This is a genomic window from Streptomyces sp. GLSS-08, assembly GCF_056387915.1.
The window spans coordinates 86,171-107,243 of sequence record NZ_JBWJAQ010000002.1 but is presented as its reverse complement, the minus strand read 5'-3'; the positions used below and the strand labels follow the sequence as shown (position 1 = coordinate 107,243).

3 protein-coding genes are annotated in these 21,073 nt (G+C 72.2%); all 3 read right to left on the bottom strand.

The window, feature by feature from the left end; all coding sequences use genetic code 11:
• Nucleotides 1-77: 77 nt before the first annotated feature.
• The 3 genes from AC0ZLC_RS03115 to AC0ZLC_RS03105 all read right to left on the bottom strand — a co-directional run bounded on the left by AC0ZLC_RS03115 (nt 78) and on the right by AC0ZLC_RS03105 (nt 20,962).
• Complete coding sequence (locus AC0ZLC_RS03115; RefSeq protein ID WP_476750298.1) at nt 78-20,045, bottom strand: hypothetical protein; 19,968 nt, start codon at nt 20,043-20,045, stop codon at nt 78-80.
• A gap of 81 nt (nt 20,046-20,126) precedes the next feature.
• A complete protein-coding gene (locus AC0ZLC_RS03110) occupies nt 20,127-20,504 on the bottom strand; it encodes a hypothetical protein (protein ID WP_476750297.1) in 378 nt (125 codons plus the stop codon).
• 2 nt (nt 20,505-20,506) lie between these two features.
• Nucleotides 20,507-20,962, bottom strand: coding sequence for a YbaB/EbfC family nucleoid-associated protein (locus AC0ZLC_RS03105; RefSeq protein WP_476750296.1), 456 nt, complete (start codon nt 20,960-20,962; stop codon nt 20,507-20,509).
• Between the last annotated feature and the right edge of the window lie 111 nt (nt 20,963-21,073).

The window sequence follows — 21,073 nt, the reverse complement described above, 5'->3', positions numbered from 1 at the left end:
TGACACCTTCCCGTCCGCGCGCGGGCCTGCCTCTCCTGATGCGTCCGGCGTCGCGCATGTCAGGGGACACGCGTGCTTCAGGTCGTACCGGCCCGCTGGATGCTGTCGCCGCTGTTGCCGATCGCGACGTACGTGGCGATGCGCCGGAAGTCGTTCATCACGCCGAACATGCTCTTGCCGGACGGCAGGAGCGCCCGGAGATCAGGAGCTTGCGCCAACCGCTCCCCGAACAGGTCCTTGTAGGCGTTGTAGACCCGCGCCGTGTAGCCGGGCTCCTTCGCCGCGTTCGTGCGGTGGTCGTTGGTGAGGGCGATGGAGGCGAGGTCCATGAGGTAGCAGTCGATCAGGTCGGTCACGTCCTGGACCTTGGCCCCCTCTTCCCCTGCCCGCGCGTCCTCCAAAAGGACCTTGGCCATCTCCAGGACGATGTCGCGGTAGATCCCGTGCCGGATGGTGTGCGGGAAGGCCGCCATCACGTGGTCCTCCTGACCGGCGCCGTCACTGTTCATGAAGCGCGGCGTCGTCAGGGTCTCCAGTCCCGGAACCATGAGGGGCATGCCCCGGTACAGGTCCTCCTCCTCGGGAATCCTCGTGTTGCGGGAGGCGAGCGGATGCAGGCCGATCTCATGGGCCAGCATCCCCATGATGTAGCCGATGTCGTACTTCTCGAAGTAGTAGCTCGCGAGGTTGATCTGGACGCCTTCGTCGCCGAGATCCGTCACGTCGGCCGGGGTCTCCGTCGTCCGCACGTGCAGGGTGATACGGCAGGGACGGTTGCCGACGTACTCCCGGATCGTGTCGTGCTTCCGCAGCAGATCGATGATGCGGATCGCCTTGTCCCGGTACCTCTCGTCCGTGTGCTTCAGGTTGGTGAACTCGAAGTTCCCCGACGAGAACGGCACGTGGGTCACTGCCGGGGCGGGCGCCGCGGTCGGGTCCTGCTGCATGCGCGCAGGCACGCCGGTGGGCGCGGTGCTGTCGGTGCTGTCGGCCGGGCGGGGCAGGGAGACCGGGTCCACCCAGACGGACTCGCGCAGGACGGGTTCGGCGGCGGTGCGGGCGGTGTCCCAAGTCTGCTCGGTGTCATGCGCGCCGCCCTGCTCGCTCCGCTGAGGTCGCGGGGCGACGTCACCGATCAGCGCACCCAGCAGGGACAGGTGCCGGTTCCGCAGACCGGCGGCCGTCGAGGAAGGGTGCTCCGGGTCCGCGTTCAGGTCACCGAGGAGACTGCCCGGGATGTGCGGGCGGTGCGGGGAGTCGGCGTCCCGGTACTCGTCCCGCAACCCGAGCTGATGTGTCAGCTCATGCACCAGCTGCACCGCGTCGGCGTCCGCCCACCACGTGTTCTGGTCCATCGCCCGGTCCCGATCCGCCAGCTCCACGGTCAAGTGCGGGGCGTCCGGCGGTTCGACCAGTTCGACGGTGACGTGCAGCAGGTCCCCGTTGGGCAGGCGGTGGCCGGGAGCGTTGAGGAACTCGTGCACGCCCGCACTGAGTTCGCCGAACACGCGTGGAATCTGCTCCGCCGCGCCGCGCATCGCGATACGGACGGTGAGGTCGGTGACCGGTTCGCCGGCGTGGGTGAACCGCCGCGCGTCGAAGCCGGAGCGCACCACGAACCGGGGGCGGCTGTCGCGCGGGCCGGCCAACCGGGTGCGGGCGGGCGGGCTTTGCCGGACGCTCCCCGCGGTCTGCGGAGCGTTGCCGGGCTCGTGCGGCAGCCTGGGGCGGGCCTCGTCCGTCGGCGCGGGCGGCTGGATGCTGTCGCCGCGGTTGTTGGTGGCGAGGCTGGCGGCCAGGGTGGCGAAGTCCCGCACCACGCCGAACATCCCCTTGTCGGCGGGCAGGAGGGCACGGGCAGGGCTGTTCTCAGCCATGTGCGCGGCGAACAGCGCCTTGTAGGCGTTGTAGACCTTGGCGGTGTTGCCGGGTTCCTTGGCCGCGTTCACCCGGTAGTCACTGGTGATCGCGATGGAAGCGAGATCCATCAGATAGCAGTCGATCAGGTCCGTGACGTCCTGGGGCTTGGCTCCGGGCACCTGGGCCTGCGCGAACTCGGTCAGCATCTCCGCCATCCTCAGCACGATGTCCCGGTAGATCCGGTGCCTCGTACTGCTGGGGAACGCGGCCATGATGTGGTCGGCCTGCCCCGCACCCTCGGTGTTCATCGTGCGCGGCGTCTTGAGATCGGCCAGCCCCGGCACGGGCAGCGGAATACCACGGAACATCTCCTCCTCATCGGGGATGTCCCGATTCCGGGAGGCGAGCGGGTGCAGACCGATCTCGTGGGCCAGCATCCCCATGATGTAACCGATGTCGTACTTCTCGAAGTAGTAGCTCGCCAGGTTGATCTGGACGCCTTCGTCACCGAGGTCCCGCACGTCGGCCGGGGTCTCCGTCGTCCGCACGTGCAGGGTGATCCGGACGGTGCGGTCACCGACGTACGCCTTGATCGTCGGGTGGTCCCTGAGCACCTCGATGATCCGGACGGCCTTGGCCCGGTACCTCTCGTTCGACCGCTTCAGGTTGGTGAACTCGAAGTTCTCCATCACGAAGGGTCCGGAGTCGGCGTCAGCGGCAGGTGCCGTGTTCGCCTCCGGCGGCATGTGCGCCGGGACTTCGGCGGACGTGGTGTCGTCGGTGCCGTCCGCCGGTCGCGGCAGGGAGACCGGATCCACCCAGACCGACTTCCGGAGGACCGGCTCGGTGCCGGTGCGCGCCGCGTGCCAGGTCTGCTCGCCGTCCTGCGTGCTGGACTCGGGCGCCGGAGTCAGGTCCCCGACCAGCGCACCCAACAGGGCCAGATGCCTGCCCCGAAGACCCGCGGCGCCGAGGGAGGAGTCCTCGGGTTCGGCGTTCAGGTCACCGAGGAGACTTCCCGGGATGTGCGGGCGGTGCGGGGAGTCGGCGTCCCGGTACTCGTCCCGCAACCCGAGCTGATGCGTCAGCTCATGCGCCAGCTGCGCCGGGTCGGCGTCCGCCCACCACGTGTTCTGGTCCATCGTCCGGTCCCGGCCCGTCACGTCCACGGTCAGATGCGGGTCGTCGGCGGGATCGACGTGCTCGACGGTCACGTGCAGCAGGTCACCGTTGGGCAGTCGGTAGCCCGGCACGTTCAAGAACTCACTTACACCCGCGCCGAGTTGACGGAAGACATGCGAGGCTTGCTGGTCCGTGCCGCGCAGCGCGATGCGGACGGTGAGGTCGGTGACCGGATCGCCGTCGTAGGTGAACCGGCGTGCGTCGAAGCCCGACCGCACCACGAAGCGCGGCCGGTTGTCCCGCGGTCCTCTGGGCCGCGAGGTGCCCGATGGTGAGGCCTGGGGCCCGGTGTCGGTTGTGCCCGGCGGGAGCTGAGGACGGGCTCCACCGGTGTCGCCGCCGGTCTGCGTCAGGACGGGGGTCTGGATGCTGTCGCCCTGGTTGTTGAACGCGACGCTGCTGCCCAGGCCCAGGAAGTTGCCGGTGACGTTGTACCAGCTCTTGTCGGCCGGCAGCAGGGCCCGTACGGGACTGTCCTGCGCCAGCCGCGCGGCGAACTGCGCCTTGTAGGCGTTGTAGACCTTCGCCGTGTAACGCGGCTCCCACGCCGCGTCCTTGCGCTTGTCATTGGTCAGCGCGATCGTGGCCAGGTCCATGAGATAGCAGTCGATCAAATTCGTCACATCCTGCGCCCTCGCACCCTCCTCACCCGTCCGCGCGTCCTCCGCCAGGTCATGGGCCATGCCGAGCACGATGTCCCGGTAGATGCGGTGCCTCGTACTACTGGGGTACGCGGCCATGACGTGATCGGCCTGACCCGCACCCTCGGTATTCATGAAACGCGGCGTCTTCAGATCCGTCAGCCCCGGCACCGTCAACGGCATCCCCGCGAACATCTCCTCCTCATCGGGAATGCCCGCATCCCGCGAAGCGAGCGGATGCAGACCGATCTCATGGGCCAGCATCCCCATGATGTAGCCGATGTCGTACTTCTCGAAGTAGTAACTCGCGAGGTTGATCTGGACGCCTTCGTCGCCGAGATCCGTCACGTCGGCCGGGGTCTCCGTCGTCCGCACGTGCAGGGTGATACGGCAGGGACGGTTGCCGATGTACTCCCGGATCGTGTCGTGCTTCCGCAGCACATCGATGATCCGGACCGCCTTGTCCCGGTACCTCTCGTCCGTGTGCTTCAGGTTGGTGAACTCGAAATTCCCCGACTTGAACGGGACGAGGACCGGCTCCGGTGCCGCGAGCGCGGTGTTCGGGTCCTGCTGCATGCGCGCGGGCACTCCGGTGTTCGCCACGGTGTCGGTGTTGCTCTGGGGCAGTCTGGGGCGTGCCTCGCCGGTGCCGCCCGCGGCCTGGACGGGAGCGACGGGCCGTTGGATGCTGTCGCCGCGGTTGTTGGTCCCGATACTGGTGGCAAGGGCGGCGAAGTCTCCCAGGACACCGAACCGCCCCTTGTCGGCGGGCAGCAGGGGTCGGACGGGGCTGTCCTGGGCGATGCGCTCGGCCAGCTGGGCCTTGTAGGCGTTGTACACCCTTGCCGTGTAGCCGGGCTCCCTGAGCGCTTGCGCCCGGTGGTCGTTGGTGACCGCGATGGAGGCGAGGTCCATCAGGTAGGTGTCGATCAGGTCGGTGACGTCCTTGGCCTTGGCGCCCTGCACCCCGACCCGCGCGCGCCGCGCCAGCACCTCGGCCATTTCCAGGACGATGTCGCGGTAGATCCCGTGCCGGATGGTGTGCGGGAAGGCCGCCATCACGTGGTCCTCCTGACCCGCGCCGTCACTGTTCATGAAGCGCGGCGTCGTCAGGGTCTCCAGTCCCGGAACCATGAGGGGCATGCCCCGGTACAGGTCCTCCTCCTCGGGAATCCTCGTGTTGCCGGAGGCGAGGGGATGCAGACCGATCTCGTGAGCCAGCATCCCCATGATGTAGCCGATGTCGTACTTCTCGAAGTAGTAACTGGCGAGGTTGATCTCGACGCCTTCGTCGCCCAGGTCGCGCACGTCGGCCGGGGTCTCCGTCGTGCGCAGGTGCAGGGTGATACGGACGGTGCGCTCGCCGACGTAGTCCTTGATCGTGCTGTGCTCGTCCAGCAGCTCGATAATCCGGACGGCCTTGTCCAGGTACCTCTCCGTCTGATTCAGGTTGGTGAACTCGAAGTTCCCCAACTTGAAGGGTTCGAGGGCCGGTTCGGGCGCGGTGGGCGGCGCGTTCGGGTCCTGCGGCATGTGAGCCGGCACCTCGGTGCCCGCCGTGCCGTCGGCAGGTCGGGGCAGGGAGACCGGGTCGACCCAGATGGACTCGCGGGTCTGAGCAGCGGCGGCGCTCCGGGCGGCTGCCCAGCTCTGGTCGGCCTGATCGGCGTCATCGGCCTGGTCGGCCTGGTCGCCGTTCCGCTGGGGTGCCGGGGTCACGTCGCCGATGAGCGCGCCGAGCAGGGCCAGGTGCCGGTCGCGTAGGCCGACGGAGGTCTGGGACGGGTCCTCGGGAGCCTCGTCGAGGTCACCCAGCAGGCTGCCGAGGATGTGGGGGCGGTGCGGGGAGTCGGCGTCCCGGTACTCGTCCCGCAGGCCGAGCTGATGGGTGAGCTCGTGCACCAGCTGCACCGGTGCGGCGTCGGCCCACCAGGTGGTCTGTTCCATCGCCCGGTCCCGGCCCGCCAGGTCCACGGTGAGGTGGGGGCCATCGGCGGGGTCGACGTGCTCGACGGTCACGTGCAGCCGCTCACCGTTGGGCAGCCGGTACTCCGGGTCGTTGAGGAACTCCTCCACACCCGCGCGGAGTTGGCCGAACACATGGATGGCCTGGTCGTTCGTACCGCGCAGCGCGATGCGGACGGTGAGGTCGGTGACCGGCTCGCCCCGGTACGAGAAACGCCGGGCGTCGAAGCCGGACCGCACCACGAACCGGGGACGGCTGTCGCGCTGGCCGCGCGCCGACGAGGTGGCGGGCGGCGCGGTCCGCGGCGCGGCCCCGGCGCCGGCCCCGGGAAGCCGGGGGCGTGCCTCACCGGTGGTGGTGCCGGCCTGGTCGGGAGCGACGGGCCGCTGGATGCTGTCGCCACGGTTGTTGGTCGCGATGCTGGTGGCGAGCTGGGTGAAGGACCGTGCCACGCCGAACAGGCTCTTGTTCGACGGCAGGAGGTCCCTGAGTGCGGTGTTGTCCGCCAACTGCTCGTCGAGCATCTCCTTGTAGGCGTTGTAGACCCTCGCCGTGTAGTTGGGCTCCTTGACCGCGTTCAACCGGAAGTCGTTGGTGACCGCGATGGAGGCGAGGTCCATCAGGTAGGTGTCGAAGAGGTCGGTGACGTCCTGGGACTTCGCTCCCGGCACGCCGACCCGCGCGCGCCGCGCCAGCACCTTGGCCATGTCGATGACGATGTCGCGGTAGATGCCGTGCCGGATGGTGCGGGGGTAGGCGGCCATGACGTGGTCGGCCTGGCCCGCCCCCTCGGTGTTCATGGTGCGCGGCGTCTTCAGATCGGTCAGTCCCGGTACGGTCAGCGGCATACCTTGGTACGCCTCCTCCTGCTCGGGAATGTCCGTGTTGCGGGAGGCCAGGGGATGCAGGCCGATCTCATGGGCCAGCATCCCCATGATGTAACCGATGTCGTACTTCTCGAAGTAGTAACTCGCCAGGTTGATCTCGACGCCTTCGTCGCCCAGGTCGCGCACGTCGGCCGGGGTCTCCGTCGTGCGCAGGTGCAGGGTGATACGGACGGTGCGCTCGCCGACGTAGTCCTTGATCGTGCCGTGCTCGTCCAGCAGCTCGATGATCCGGACGGCCTTGTCCAGGTACCTCTCCGTCTGATTCAGGTTGGTGAACTCGAAGTTCCCCAACTTGAAGGGACGCAGCGCCGGCTCCGGTGCGGCGGGCGCCGTGTCCGGGTCCCCGGGGACGTCCGGGCCCGCGCCGGTGCCGGACAGTGTGCTCAGCTCGTAGGCCTCCTCCTCCAGGAGGCCCGGGAGGTCACTGTCCGTCGGTGACGGGGGCAGCGGAAGCCCGGCCGCGTCCTGGAGGATCACTTGCTGCGCGGCGGGGTCCTGCGCGTTCGTCAATGGCCCCTTGGCCTCGGGCGCCTTCGTCTCGGGCGCCTTCACGTCCTTCGGGTTCGGTGCCTTCGACTCCGGAGCCTTCGATTCCGGTGCCTTCGGCGCGGGTGCCGGGGTCAGCGGGATCAGGGGGACGAAGTCGCCGCCCCGGCGGCGGAGACGGATGTGCGGACCGCTGTCGCCGGACGGCCCGGCATAGGTGTGGGCGGTTCCGTTCTCCTCGATCAGGGTGACGGTGGTGCCAGTGGCGGCGGCGGCCCACTCGGCCACCGCACGGTCGGCCCCGGGGCCCCACGGCGCCTCGGCGAGGTGCCGGCGCAGTTGCCCGTCGAGGGCGTCCTGGCTCGGCGCGGGCGCGCCGGGACGGACCCGGAGGGGCGGGGGCGTGAAGAGCGCGTCGCGCTTGGCACGGTCGCCGGGCAGGCCGTTCAGGCGCATCAGCTGGGCGGGCGTCGCCCCGGCGCGCAGGCGCAGCCGTGCCGACTCCCGACGGTCGAGCCCGGGCTGCTCCGCCGCCCGGCGCAAGGTCGTGGCGAGCGCGCTGAAGAAGCCGTTTCCGCGGCCGGCGGGCGTGCCCTGCCGGTAGGGGGCGCCGTCGGGTGCGGTGAGGACGCCGTCGCGGTCGAGGCGGTAGCGCGGGCCGCTGTGGTCGGCGGGCGGCAGCCAGGGCGCGGTGGTGTGACTGCGGTGCGCGGGCGGCTGCTCCGGGGCCGGGCGCGTCGTCTCGGCACCCGGGGTCCCGGAGGCGGCGGTGTGCGTACCGGATCCGGTCGCCGGGGCGGGCAGCGCGGTGGCGACCGGAGGCGGTGTGCCGGGCGGCAGTGCGGCGTGGAAGAAGCCTCCGGTGGCGAAGAGGACCGGATCGCCGGCCGGGTCCACGGCTGCCGGATCGGCGCCGTGCGGGAGGAACAGCTGATCGCGGCCCTCACCGGTCACGACGGTGAGCGGGGTGCCGAGGACCCGGGCGGCAAGGGCGGGCAGCAGGTCCGCTCCGCCGTGGTCGCCCGCGCGGCGCTCGGGCGGGGCCGGTTCACCGTCCGGTCGCGCCGTGCCGCCGTCCTGTGGCGGTTCGCTCGCGAACGGGCGGGACAGGGCCGCGGTGGCGAGCGCCACCCGCTGTGCGGGGTTCGGCCAGAAGGTCTGCGGGAGCCGGCCCAGGGCGTCGAACTCGGCCTGCTGCGCGGGAGTGAACTCCACTCCGGCGGTGTCGAGTTCGTCCTGGGTGAAGGTGTCCTCGGCGTCCAGGGCGAGAGCGTCCAGCAGGTCCTGGTTGCTGTCCTCGCCCAGTGCCCAGGCCAGGCGGCCACGGGCGGTGTCGATGGCCTCGGCGGTGACCGCCGGGTCGCCGGGGGTGCGGGCGAACCGGTCGGCGAGGTCGTTGCCGAGCAGGTGGGGAAGGCGGCCCCGGGCCTCGGCGGCGGCGAGCAGCGCGTGGAAGAACGAGGCGCCGTCGTGCGGCATGTCGTGCAGCTCGCGCACCGTGGCGCCGTCCGGCGAGGTGATGGTGCGCGGGGCGGAATCGGTCCCCTCGGAGAGGACGTACGGCGCGGGTGCCTCGGAGCGCCACTGCGGCGCGGTGTACTCCTGCGGCAGGTCCGGCACCGTGACCGCGGCGGAACCCTGGTGGTGGGCGGTGAGGCGGGAGGCGGCCAGGTGCAGCCGGTGGTGGTCCCGGGCGGCGGCGTCGGTGTGCTGCTCCCAGCGGTGGACCTCCTGGCGGGCCGCCTGCCAGGCGACGACGGCCGGGGACCAGAGCAGGTCCTGCGGCAGGTCAACCGGCGGGCCGGAGTTGTCGTCGCCGAGCGCGTCCTGCTCCTCCGTGCTCAGGTCGAGCCACGTCTCCCGGGCCCGTGCCCGGGCGTCGTAGTAGTTCTTCTCGGCCGCGGCGAGGTCGGCGGCGGCCTTGGCCTGGCTGTCCCAGGCCGCGACGACCTCGTCGGGGAACGTGGTGTCGTCCAGGAGGCCGTAGTCGCGGGCGATGTCCTCGCGCAGCCAGACCAGCGCGGTCGTCTCGGCCTCGGCGGCGCGTGGTCCCCGCCTGGCCTTGCCGAGGGCGTGCAGCGGGCGGCTGTCGGTGATGCGGTGGTCCACCTCGGCCACGGACAGCCAGCTCACCGGCAGCGCGAAGAGCATGCTCCGGTCGGTGACGACCTTGAGGTGGGTGCCGAGCGTGGTGTCCGCGGTGCCCTTGAGGGCGGTGCCGTCGTTGGTTCCGCCGATGGGGACCGTGGCGCCCGGGTTGGTCATGCCCGCGTTGCTGTTGCCCGCCATCGGTGCGGTGCCCACCGCGCCCTCGACGTTGTCGGTGATGCCCGCGTCCAGCGCGTCGGAGGTCTTCGCCCGTTGCATGGCCTCCATGCGCGGCTTGTTCTCCACTGCGAGCAGGCGGGCGCCGCGGCGGTGCATCTTCGCGTAGAGGCGGGAGTCCGCGGTGTGGTACTGGCCGAGGAGCCGCGCGGAGGTCTGTGCCGGCAGCGGTGAGCCGTTCGCGCCGAGGGCCTCCCGGAAGCCGGCGGTCAGACCGCCCTGCGCGGTGGCCTCCTGCTGGGCCTGGGCGGGGGCGGTGCCTAGGCCGGTGAGCGGGGTCTGGCGGGCCATCCGCACGCGTGAGTCGAGGGCCTTGCCGGTGTGCCGTGCGCCGAGGTCGCCGTCGCCCAGGCCGTCGGCGCGCGCGGTGGCGAGGGTCAGTGCGTCCTGCACGTTGGCGGCGCCGCGGATGTCCACGGCGAGGATGCCGGAACCGATCCGGTCGTCGAAGGGCAGGATGTCCGGGTCGGTGCCGCCGGTGCCGTCCCCGGCGGAGGTGCGCCAGGCGGCGATGTTCTCCGGGCGGGCCTCGGAGGCGGTCAGCAGCTTCACCGCGCGTTCGGGCTCCGGGACGTCCTGCTCGGTGAGCGCGCCGTCCGCGCCGTCGCCGTCCGGCGTGAGCAGGTTCGCCGGGAGGATCTCGTGAAGGCTGCCGACCGGGGTGCTGACGCGGGGGGCGAGCGGATCGCCGGTCGCGTCCGTCATGGTGACGGTCAGGACGTAGCCGGTGACGATCTCGGCGTGCGCCTGGGTGGTGGCGATGTTCGGCATCGCGGTGGTGCCGGCGGTCTGGGTCCGGGTGCTCGACCGCTGCTTGGCCGCGGTGCCCTGGAGCGAGGGGTTGGCGACGAGGATGCCGCTCTCCGCCGCGCGCTGGCCGGCGCTCAGCGTCACGTCCGCGCCGCGGTCCTGTGAGGTGCCGCCGGCGTCGTCGCGGGCGATGGTGCGGTAGTCCTCCAGCTCGTAGCCGGTACGCAGCCTGTCCACGGTGGTGGTGACCGGGGTCAGCTGGAACCTGACCTGGCCGGGGCTGCCGCCTACCGGCAGGTGATGCGGACTTGACCAGGCGCGGTAGCGGACCGGCAGGTTCATCCCGTCGGTCGTCAGCTCGTGCAGGTGACCGCGGAGGAAGTCCGGGGAGAGCCGTTGGAGGACCTGCTCCCGGTCGTGCGAGGGCACCCCGATCTTCTCCAGCTGTCCCCTCAGCTGCTGCACCGCGGGGCCGGCGTCGAGCCGGCCGCTCGGGTGGGTGGGGAAGCGGCGGTCGCGCAGATAGGGGGGCACGCGGTAGCCGCGGCCGAGGTTGTGCGGGGTGGTGGTGCCCAGGCCGTCCGGGGCGAGCCCGGCCTCGATGACGTCCTGCATCGGCAGATGGAACATCACCGCGTCGCGGATGCGCTGGAGCGCGGCGGCGGCCCGGCGCGGGGCGAGGCTGTCGCCGAGGCGCCCGGAGAGCCGTCCGGCCGCGGAGCTGATCCGGGCCCCGGCGCGGGTGCCGACCGCGCCCATCGCGGCCGTCCAGCGGTCCCGTACGGCGACGGTCTCGGCGGCGTCGGCGACCACCAGGTACATGCGCCCGGCGAAGGTGAGGGTGGTGTTGCGTCCCCGGGTGAGGGTCTGCGAGACGCCGCGGCCCTTGCCCCAGGCGTACTGCAACGCGGTCGAGTAGGAACCGACCACCGCCGGCTGGCCTGGTGCCTGCTGCAGCGGCATGTCGGCGCCCTGGAGGCCGACGGTGGTGCGTGAGACGGTGCTCGTACTGCCGGTGACGCGGTGCTCGTTGCCGATGGTGGCCTCGAGGCTGGCGGGCTTGGGGTCGCTCTTCACCCGGAAGTTGCCCAGTTCGCCGCGGACCGCTGCCTTGAGGTAGTGGGTACGGAACGGTCCGGCGCCGTTGAGTCCGGTGACGCGGGAGCCGAACGGGCCCAGGTACTGGCCGAGTTGTCCGGCCACGCTGAGGTTGGCCATCGCCCGGCGCAGCGCGGTGCGCACCGGGGCGCCGGGGGCGCTGACGTGCCATGAGGTGCCCGAGGCCCGGTCGGCGGTGTCCTGCATGAGCTGCTGGCGCTGCGGGCCGCCCTCGGCGCTGAGCACCACGTGCGGAACGCTCAGCAGCTTCCTGATGAGCTGCTGGTCTGGTGAGTCCGTCGTGGGCAGCGGGCGGGTGCCGTCGAGGAGCTGGTCGGCCTCGGCGGGGGTGAGCTGCTGCGGCGCGGGCGTGGTCGCCGGGGCCGGCCCGGTGGGCGGCGGGTCGGCGGGGGCGTAGCGGTCGGAGCCGTGCGCGGACGGCACGGCCAGCTCGACCCGCCCCACGGTCTCGCTGCCCCCGCTGAACAGCGGCCGTTCCTCGATCTTGCTGACGAAGACGCCCGCGCCGAGCAGACCGACCGAGGCGAGCCGGGCCCAGCCGCGCGGGCGGCGGTGGCCCTCGAAGGTGGCACTCAGCTCCACCTGGTAGCTGTAGAGGTCGGCGCCGGTCTGGAACGTCAGCTGGTCGTGGGCGACCGCGACCGTGTTCCTGGTGGCCTTCTGGTCGGTCCTGGCGTGCCGGACCCCCACGGTCACGTTGCCCGCCTGACGGGGCAGCCCGACATCGGGCACCTTGTCGTGGTCGCGTGGCGAGACGCCCACCTCGACCCCTCCTGAGAGGGTGAGGGACGCCTGCTGTCCCTGGCCCGAGACCTCGATGCCGATCACCGCGTTCCGCAGCGAGCGCTCGCTCATGGTCGTCTCGAACTGCCGGTCGGTGAGGCGTGCCCGCAGGATGGGCGTGTGGTGGCCGCGGCGCACCTTGCCGTCCTCGGTGAGGGTGACCGGCACCCCGGTGGTGGTCAGGTCGTCCAGGCTCTGCGCCAGGCTGGGCCGGTTCAGCGCCTCGCGCACCTGGCGGTCGTTGTGCAGTGCGGTCCGCATCCGCCCGTCGCCGTACCAGAACTTGGCCAGCCGCGGGTGCCGCAGCATGAACGGCGGGACGAACAGCGACGGGTAGGAGCGGTGCAGGGTGTCCAGGACGGCGTCCGCGAAGGCCCGCATGGGGTCCTGGGGAACGGGCGGCTGGGGCTGCGGCTGGCTCTGGCTCTGCGACTGGGTCTGGGGCGGCTGTACCTGGGGCTGGGTCTGGGGCTGGGACTGCGGCTGGGTCTGGGGCTGCACCTGGACCTGCGGCTGCGGCTGCGGCTGGGTCTGCGGGCGGACGGGGCGGAAGCCTTCGGCCCGGACCTGACCGCTCAGGTGGACCGGATCCTCACGGGTGAGGTACCACGGCACCGGCGGCTCGGCGTCCGGGTTGGGGCCCGCCCGGCCGGGCGTGCGGCTGTCCCAGCCCGCGAGGCGGCGGGCGTCCTGGGTGGAGATCCAGTCCAGGCTGACCACCCGGACCGGGCGGGCGGCCGCCGGCGGTTCGCCGGGCCTGCGCACCATCAGGGTGCGCTCCACCCGATACAGGGCGATCGGGTGGTTGCGGACGCGGCCGGTGGTCTTCCGGGCCGCGTCCACGCCGAGGTAGTGGCCGCGCCCGGCACTGAGGTCCGCGCGCACCAGCGGACCGCCCTGCAGGCGCACATCGGTCTCGGGGCCGACGAGGGTGTAGTTCGGCCCGGCGGTGACCTGGATGCCCAGGCGGGTGTCACGGACGTGGCCGCGCTCGTTCTGGTACGTGGTCTGGGTGAGGTCCCGCAGCTCCGCCTTGACCGACTCGGTGACCAGGGTGGCCCGGTGCGGCACCGACCGCTGCACGATCAGGTGGCCCAGCGGGTGCTGTCCGCTGCCCCGCGTCAGTTCGGGCCCGGTGACCGGCCCGGCGAACCGGCCGAACAGCGCGAGCAGCCGACCGGGACGGACGTACGAGACCAGCGTGCGGTGCGCGGAACTCCCGGGCCGCGCGCCGGAGATGGCGAGTGCCATGTCCTCGGGCGGGTCCACCAGGTGCAGCCCGGCGGTGTCGGTGATCCGCGGCTCGACCCCGTCCGGGAAGGTGAGCGTCTTCGGTGCCCGCCGCGGTCCCTGGTAGGGCACGGTGACGTCGTCGGGCAGCCGCCAGCTCAGCCCGTCGCGCATCGCGAACTCCGCGGTGTGCACCCGGGTGCGCAGCCAAGGGGGCGCCACCGGAGACGGTTTGGGGGGACGACCGGACGGGTCACCGCTCCGGCCGGCCCCGTTGTCCGTACCGGCGTTCCCGGGTGCTTCGGTGACGCGGTCCACCCGCACCCGGTAGTAGACGTCGTCCAGGTGCAGGTGCGAGCCCTCGTGGGCCCGCCACTCGGACTGGTTGTACGCCTGTGTGCCCTGGGCGTAGTCGGTCCGGCGGGTCCAGCCCAGCGAGACACCGATTTTCAGCAGCCAGTTGAGCGGCGGGCCCATGCTCAGCCCGCCGGCGATCCGGCGCCCGAAGCCGACGCTGCGCCCGCCGCCCGTACCGGCCTGGCCGCGTCGCATGGTGTCAAGCCGGACGGTGCCGCCGTTCACGTCCGAGAACCGCTCCCAGCGGTGGTACGGGATGGCCTCGACCGTCATCTCGTGGCCGACCCCGGACCTCTCCCGGCCCACGAAGCGCGCCCCGCGCGGAGCGGTGAACGCGCCGGGCTGCTCGGTCAGCAGGCGCAGCAGCTCCGCCTCGTCGAACTGGGCGCGCAGCTTCTTCGGCAGCTTGCCGAGGATCTCCTCGGCCACCTGCTCGGGCGAGCGCAGGGTGGTCATGCCGGGACCGGTGAAGAGACCCGTGGGGCGACTGCGCGGGGTGCCGTCCGTCCGGCCGCCCGGGGTCCCGTCGCCCGGGTCGGCGTCCGGATCGATCAGGATCGTGGGCAGCCGGCTGCCGTCCTCGAAGGTGACGCTCGTCGGTACCGGGCCCGGTGGCCGGGCGTCCCGGCCGGTCAGCAGCCTTGCCGGGCGGTGCCGCTCGAGCTGGGTCTCCAGCGGCACGGGGTCGCCGCGGTCGGGCGCCTCGGTGGCGGGACCGTCGAGGTCGGTGATCCCACCCATGCCGCGCAGCCACTCCCCGAAGGGGTCGGCACCGTCCGGGTCCTGGATGGCCGGGTCCTGGGTGGTCGCCGGGCCGGTGGTGGTGGTCGGGTCGGGGTCCGGGCCGGTCGCCGGGCCGGGTACGGGGGTGAGCGGCGCCGAGGCCGGGACCAGCGCGTCGTAGTGGTCGGTACCGTTGTAGGACAGGTGCAGGGTGCCGCCCCGGCCGCCCGGGTTGAGGGTGTTGACGAAGGTGTTCCCCGGGGACCGCGGGTCGGGCTGGACGAGCCGCAGGTCGAGGTCGAGGGTGTGCGCCAGCGCTTCCGGGAGAAGGTCGGCGAACGGAGAGGACCAGAGCACGGGCAGTTCGGCCGCCGCGGCGACGAGCCCTCTGGCGCCGAGCCGCCGGGCGGCGGCGGGGGTGGGCGCCACGGCGGCGAGCTGCGGGTAGTCGCTCTCGCGGAGGATCCGCTGCCACTCGTCGGTGTCGGCGCCGGTGACGACGTCCTGCGCGATGCGGTTCCAGAGCTGGGTGATCCGGTTCCGCTCGTCCGCGTCCCGCACCCCGGTGACGGCGCGCATCCGCAGGTCGTCCACCACGGAGAACACCGGGTCCGGGATCGCCAGGGCCATGTTGTCGCCCAGCTCGGACCCGGTGATGCGATCGCGCAGCAGACCGCGCAGTCCGGCGACGTTCCGTGCGGCCCACGCCGGTGGGATCTGCCGGCCGCGCGCGCTGTCGAGCAGCGAGCGGAAGAGGCAGTTGCCGCCGCCCGAGGTCTCCAGCCGCCGGAAGGCGAGGCCGTCCGCGTGGACGGTGTCCGCCGTGCCGGGCGTGGCCTTGCTGAGGAGGGCCAGGTCCTCGGCGAGGCTCTCCGGGCGGCTCGGCGTGGGCGCCAGGTCAGGTCGGCGGCGGGCGAGTTCGGCGGTGTCCTCGGAACTCAGCCCCAGTTCGGACAGCGGCAGCGGGGTGCTGGAGAGCGACCAGGTGATCTGCGCGGAGGGCGCGTAGGAGAGACCGCGCACGTCCTCCGGTGAGACCAGGGTGGTCGGCGGGAGCACGGGCGGCGGCGGGGGAAGCAGTGCGTCGAGCGTGGTGCCGGGTCCCGCGGTGCTCCGCAACTCCCCCGCGGAGCGGAGGAATTCGGTGTACTGCTCGACCGTGGGCCCGGCGGCGGGATCGCTGGTGGCGGCGCCCGTCGCACGGCTCCGGTCGACGACCATCCGGCGCAGCAGGTCCAAGGTCATCCGGCCGTCGCCGTAACGGGCCGCGGTGTCCGGGCTGAGCCAGCGCAGACCGTCCACGAAGGCGAGACCGGCAAGCAACTCCCGGTTTTCCGGGCGCTGTTCGGCGTCGGTGCCGAGAGCGTCACGCAGTGTGCGGATCTGCTGGAGGGTACGGGCCCGGGTGAAGGCGTCGGCCGGTTCCGGGCCCGCGTGCAGGCCGGCGTCGCGCGCCAGCCCGTCCAGATCGGTACCGGTGGGCTCCGGGGTGAACAGCTTCCACCCTCCAGGCCCGTCCGGGCCCTCGGTGAGCACCGCCCGGACGTTGCCGTCCTTGTCCCGGGCCGTGCCCACCTCGGTGGTCGGCGCGTACACGTGCCGCCGGGTCCGGTTGGCCGCATGCTGCGCCACCGGCAGTCCCGCCACCTTCGGCTGCCGCCCGGTCTCGCAGGAGAAGAGCACCAGCGGCCATTCCTGGTCGCCGTCCTGCGCCCAGGAGTTGAGCACGTCGCCGAACTGCACACCGCTGACCTTCACGGTGGGACGCGCCGGGTCCTCGGTGCCGAGCGTGACTGTACGGGAGGTGCCGTGCGCCGCGAAGTAGTCGGCACCCCGCCCGGTGCCCGAGCCGGGCAGCGCGGTCGGCGGCCCGGTGAACACCGTACGGCGGACCGGCGGGTCCGTCGCGGTTGCCGCAGTGGGGCCGGCGGACGTGGTGCGCACACCGCGGAAGGTGTCCTGGCCGAGCAGCGCGCGCCGCCCCGCACCGTGCGCCGTACCGTCCTCCGCCGCGGTCTGCGAGATGGTCAACGTCCGCACGGCCCGGCCCGGTCGGGGCTTGACGGTCGTGTCCGGCATCAGGCGCCGCAGCTGGGCGACGGGCACCGTGTGGCCGTCCAGGGTGGTGACGACCGGCTCGGCCGCGGGCCGTGCGGGACCGTTCCCGGTGTCGGAGGTCCGGTCGCCGTTCGCGGGCCGCACGACGATCCGTCCCGTGGGCGGGAGCACCGCTGGGGGTGTCGCCGGGGCGGGCGCCGCCTGGGAGTCGTCCCGATCGGTGGGGGGCGGCGGAGGCGGGGTTCCGCCGCTGCCCGCCCCTCGGCCGGCACCCGGGCCGGAGATCTGTCCGCCGTTCGCGTCACCGTTGCCCGACTCCAGGTGCAGGTCGGTGGCCGTCTCGGTCCAGGGGCGGGACAGGGTGGCGAGCTTGGACGTGACGGGCGCGCCCACGTTCGTGGGGTTCGGTCCGGCTCCGATGCCGTCGAGGGCGGTTTTCACGTCCGAGACCGGCTTGGGGCGCGTGACCGGGTCGAGGAGCGGGTCGCTGTCGGTCGTCACGCCGCTCTGCGTGACGGGACCGGAGGGCGCTTGGCCCAGGGCGTCGGCGAGCGGCAGCAACACGTCCGCGCCGGGGAACGCGGCGTCCGGGGTGTCGGACGTGCCGTCCGGCCTCACGGCGGCCGGGGGACCGGTCAGCGGACGAACCCGGACCGGGGCGCCCGGGCCCTCGCGGGTCAGCTCGGCAGCGGCGCGTACCGGACGCCCCGCGCCGTCCGACGCGACCGCCGGTCCGAGTACGACGGCACGGTCGACCCCTGCCCCGTCGAGCAGTTCGGCGGCTTCCGGCGCCCCCTCCCCCGGCGGCGGCACCTGCGAGACCACGATGGTCAACGGCTGCGGCCGGACGGACGAGAGGTGCGGGGTGATGGGCGACGGACCGGCCTTGATGTCGCTCGGCCCGCCGCTGCCGCGTACCTCGCCGGTGCCACGTACCTGGCCGGTGCCACGTACCTCGCTGGTGCCGCGTACCTGGCCGGTGCCACGTACCTCGCTGGGGCCGCGTACCTCGCCGATTTCTCGTACGTCGCCCTCGTCGGCGTACGAGCCGGTGGTGCTCACCTTCGGCGGAGCGCCGTTGACGTCGGGGGCGACCGGGGCGGGGCCGCTCCCGGCGAGGCCCGAAGTGCCGTCACTGCCCGCCGGATCGGCGCCCTGAGAAGAGACGGTCTCCGAGGGAGTGACGGTCACCGGCGACCGCGGGACCTGGGGGCCGTCGTCGGCCGTGGTCCGCGGACCGTCGTCGACCGGTGTCCGCGAGGTGTCGTCGGTCGTGGTCCGCGGGCCGCCCGCCGGGGCCGTGGCGTCCGGGTTGCGGGTGCCCTGGGGCTGCGGGCCCGCGGGGGTCTGGTTGCCGCCGCCGGCGGCGACGCCACTCGGCCGGGCGCCGGTGCCGGCTCCGGAGCCCGTGCCCGACCCCGGCCCGGTCCCCGTCGTAGGTGCGGCGGAGTTGGCGTTGCCGGGACCGCCGACCGGTTGCCCGGGCACCGGATTCGTGCGGTCGCCGTTCGTACGGACGTCCTGCGCGGCCACCTCGTCCGGCGAGGTCTGGACGTTGCTCCCCGGCGAAAGCGAGGTCTGGACGTCGTTCTCCGGCGAACCGACGACAGAGTCGTCCGGCGAACCCCCGATGGCGGCGTCCGGCGAACCCACGACCGGGTTCTCGGGCGACACCACTGGTGCGGCACCGGCACCGACACCGGCACCGGCACCGGCACCGGCACGGTTCAGATCGGCGCCGCCGTCAACCCGGACGTCGGCGTCGAGGTCCGCCACCGGGTCGCCGTCGGTGGCGTTCCCGCCGGGGCCCGGAGCGGGATCGCCCGTGGAGCCACGGCCGAACCCGCCGGCGGTGACCGGGGAGTCCACCGTGACCGGCGTGCCGAAGGCGTCGAGGGCGCGGCGGACCTCGTCGGTGTCGATCCGGGCGGCGGGGCCGTTCCCGGCCGGCACCACGCGGACCTCTGGCACCTGCGACAGGTTGCCGTGCAGGCTGTCGCGGACGCCGATCTCGGTGCTCCCGGGCGGCTGGGAGCCGCGCAGTGCGGCCAGGTCCCGCAGGGCCTGCTCGCGGACCTCGGGCGTGCCGCTGTGGATCTGCTGCCACAGCTCGTTCTCGGCGGCGGTCACCGGCAGCGGCCCCGGCGAGTAGGCCGGCGGGTCCACGCTGGTGTACGGGGGCGGTTCCGCGGCGGAGTAGGGCGGAGGCGAACCGCTTGCGGTGAAGTCCCCAGGGCCGGTGGTCTGTTGGGGGACGAGCGAGGGCGAGGCGCGCCCGGAACCGCCACCGTCCGCGGAGGCCACGGAGGCCACGGAGGCCGCGGAGCCCGCGGAGCCCGAGGTGTCCGTGTCCGAGGGGCCGTCGGTGCGGTCGGAGCCGCCACGGGAACGCGTGGAGTCCGGGTCGCGTGTGTCGGAGTCGGTGCTGCCGCCGGAGACGGTGGGCGGCGGGTTGCGCAACTTGTCGATGGCGTGACGCAGTTCGGCACCGCTGTTCAGGGCGGTGTCGCTGAGCGTGGCCTCGACCTGGCTGCTGAGGCCCGCGCCGACGAAGGTGGACCAGCTGGTGGACCAGTCTCCGTCGAAGGCACCCTTGATGAGGATCTCGGCGAGCGCCTCGCCGGAGCCGGCGGCGAGGAAGTCGGCCGTGCCCTTGACCCCGTAGTGCCCGGCCAGCGCGCCAGGCCGGTCGGCGTTGTTGCGCAGGATCTGGTTGTTCCGCCACAGGTTGGTGTTGTTCCGGAAGGACAGCGGGTTGTTCCGGAAGGTGACCGGCGTGTGGTTCGTGCCGTTGGGGCCGTTTCCGTACGGGGTGGGCTCCGGGCGGTCCTTCGGGGTGTTGTCGTGGGGGCTCGGGGTGGGGTCGGGATTCGGCTTGGGGTTCGGGCCGTTGTTCTTGAGATCGAGGTTCGGGGGATTCTTGAGGTTGGGGTTGTTCTTGAAGTTGAGGTCGGGGCCGTTCTTGAGGAAGTTGTTGTCGTAGCTCTTGACGATCCTCTTGGCGAAGTCGTCGAAGATGCTGGTGAGAAAGCCGGCGGCGGCGCCGAACGCGGCCGACTTGAGGATGTCGTTCCAGTCGAAGCCGTCGGGGCGGCGGCCGTTCGGGGCGAAGTTCATCATCGCCAGCCGCACGGCGAAGGTGGTGAACGCCTCCGCGAACGCCTCGGTCAGCGAGGGCGCGAGGTGCAGCCGCTGGAGCAGGTGGCTGAGGGTCGTGAGGATCATGAACCGGCTGCGCAGCTTGGCCATCATGATCTGGCTGGCGGAGGCGCCGCCGGTGAAGAAGGACATCGCCAGGTAGATGGCGATCTCGATGAGCAGCCGGATGACCTCGGCGATGACCTGCCACTTGGACTCCATGATGTCCATGGAGGTCTTGCGCCGGCCCTCGGCGATCTTGTCGAGTTGCTCGGCGAAGTCGCGCAGGTAGTTCTTGCCGCCGTCGTCGATGAGCATGCCCATCGCCTTGGCGTACGACTTGGAGAGGTCGTCGGGCATGACCTCGGCGATGTCGTGGATGGACTTCTCGATCAGCGACGACATCCTGTCGAGCTTGCGGCCCAGGCCGGAGTAGGGCCGGCGGCTCTCGTAGGCGAGGTCCTCGTCGGCGTCGATGAGCCGCTCCCCGGTGAGGATGAAGAGCATCGCGTTGACCTCGGGCGAGGCCATCATGCTCATCGGGACTCACCGCGCACGTCGTTCGGGCAGGGCGGAGCGACCGCTCCCGGCACGGTGCGGGAGCGGCCGGCGGCGATCCGGTCAGCGGCGGCCATGCCCGCCCGGGCCGCCGTTGCCGTCCAGCCCATGGGTGTCGAGCTCCCGGTTGTTCCGCTCGATGTCCTCGATGTTGCCGTCACGGGTGGTCTTCATCAGCCGGACCTGGCTGACCGTGGCGTCGGTGATGCCCACCAGTGCGTCACGGATGGACATCATGGTGTCCTTGGTGGTCTGCCGCTCCTTCTGCTCCTGCGGCTTGGCCTTCTCGGCGAAGTCGCCCTCCGTACCGGGCCACCTGACGGTGGGCGCCAGCTCGTCGAGGAACTCCTCGGTCATGCTCCTGGCCAGGGTGCCGATCTCCTCCAGCTGCCCCGCCAGGGCCTCGATGCGCTGCGGGTCTACGTAGTACCGCTGTCCCATCGTCAGTCCTCCCCGTCCTCGCCGAGCGCGTCCCGCCAGGCGGGGGTGGCCCGGCCGCCGCGCGCCGTGTCCTCGTCGTCCTCGCGCAGGACCTCGGGGCCGAAGATCCGTTCCCAGTCCAGCTCGAAGCCCTTCAGTTCCGGCACGTTGCTGCTGGGTTCGGTGAAGGGCGCCATCGCCTTCATCACGTGCCGGTTCATCTTCAGACGCGCCGCGTTCGCCGCCTCCAGGACGCTGGCGGCCAGCTCCTGGGGGGACATGTCGCGGTACTTGTTCTCCAGGAACTCGATCCCGGTCAGCTCACCCTGCGGGCCCGCGGTGGCGCGGACCGCGCGGTCCGACGAGAGGACCGCGAACGACGCCTGCCGCAGCTCGCGCTCGGTGCGCGCGATCGCCTCCTGGGCAGCCTGGAGCTCGGCCATCGCCTTCTCAAGGCGCTTCTCCAGCGGTTCCGTCACGCCCGCTCCGCCCTTCTCCGTCGGTCTGTGCGCATGCCCGGTCGTCCGGTCCGTGCCTGGGAAGTCCGGTCCGTACGTCCCGACGAGCGGTCCGTGCGTCGGATTCCGGTT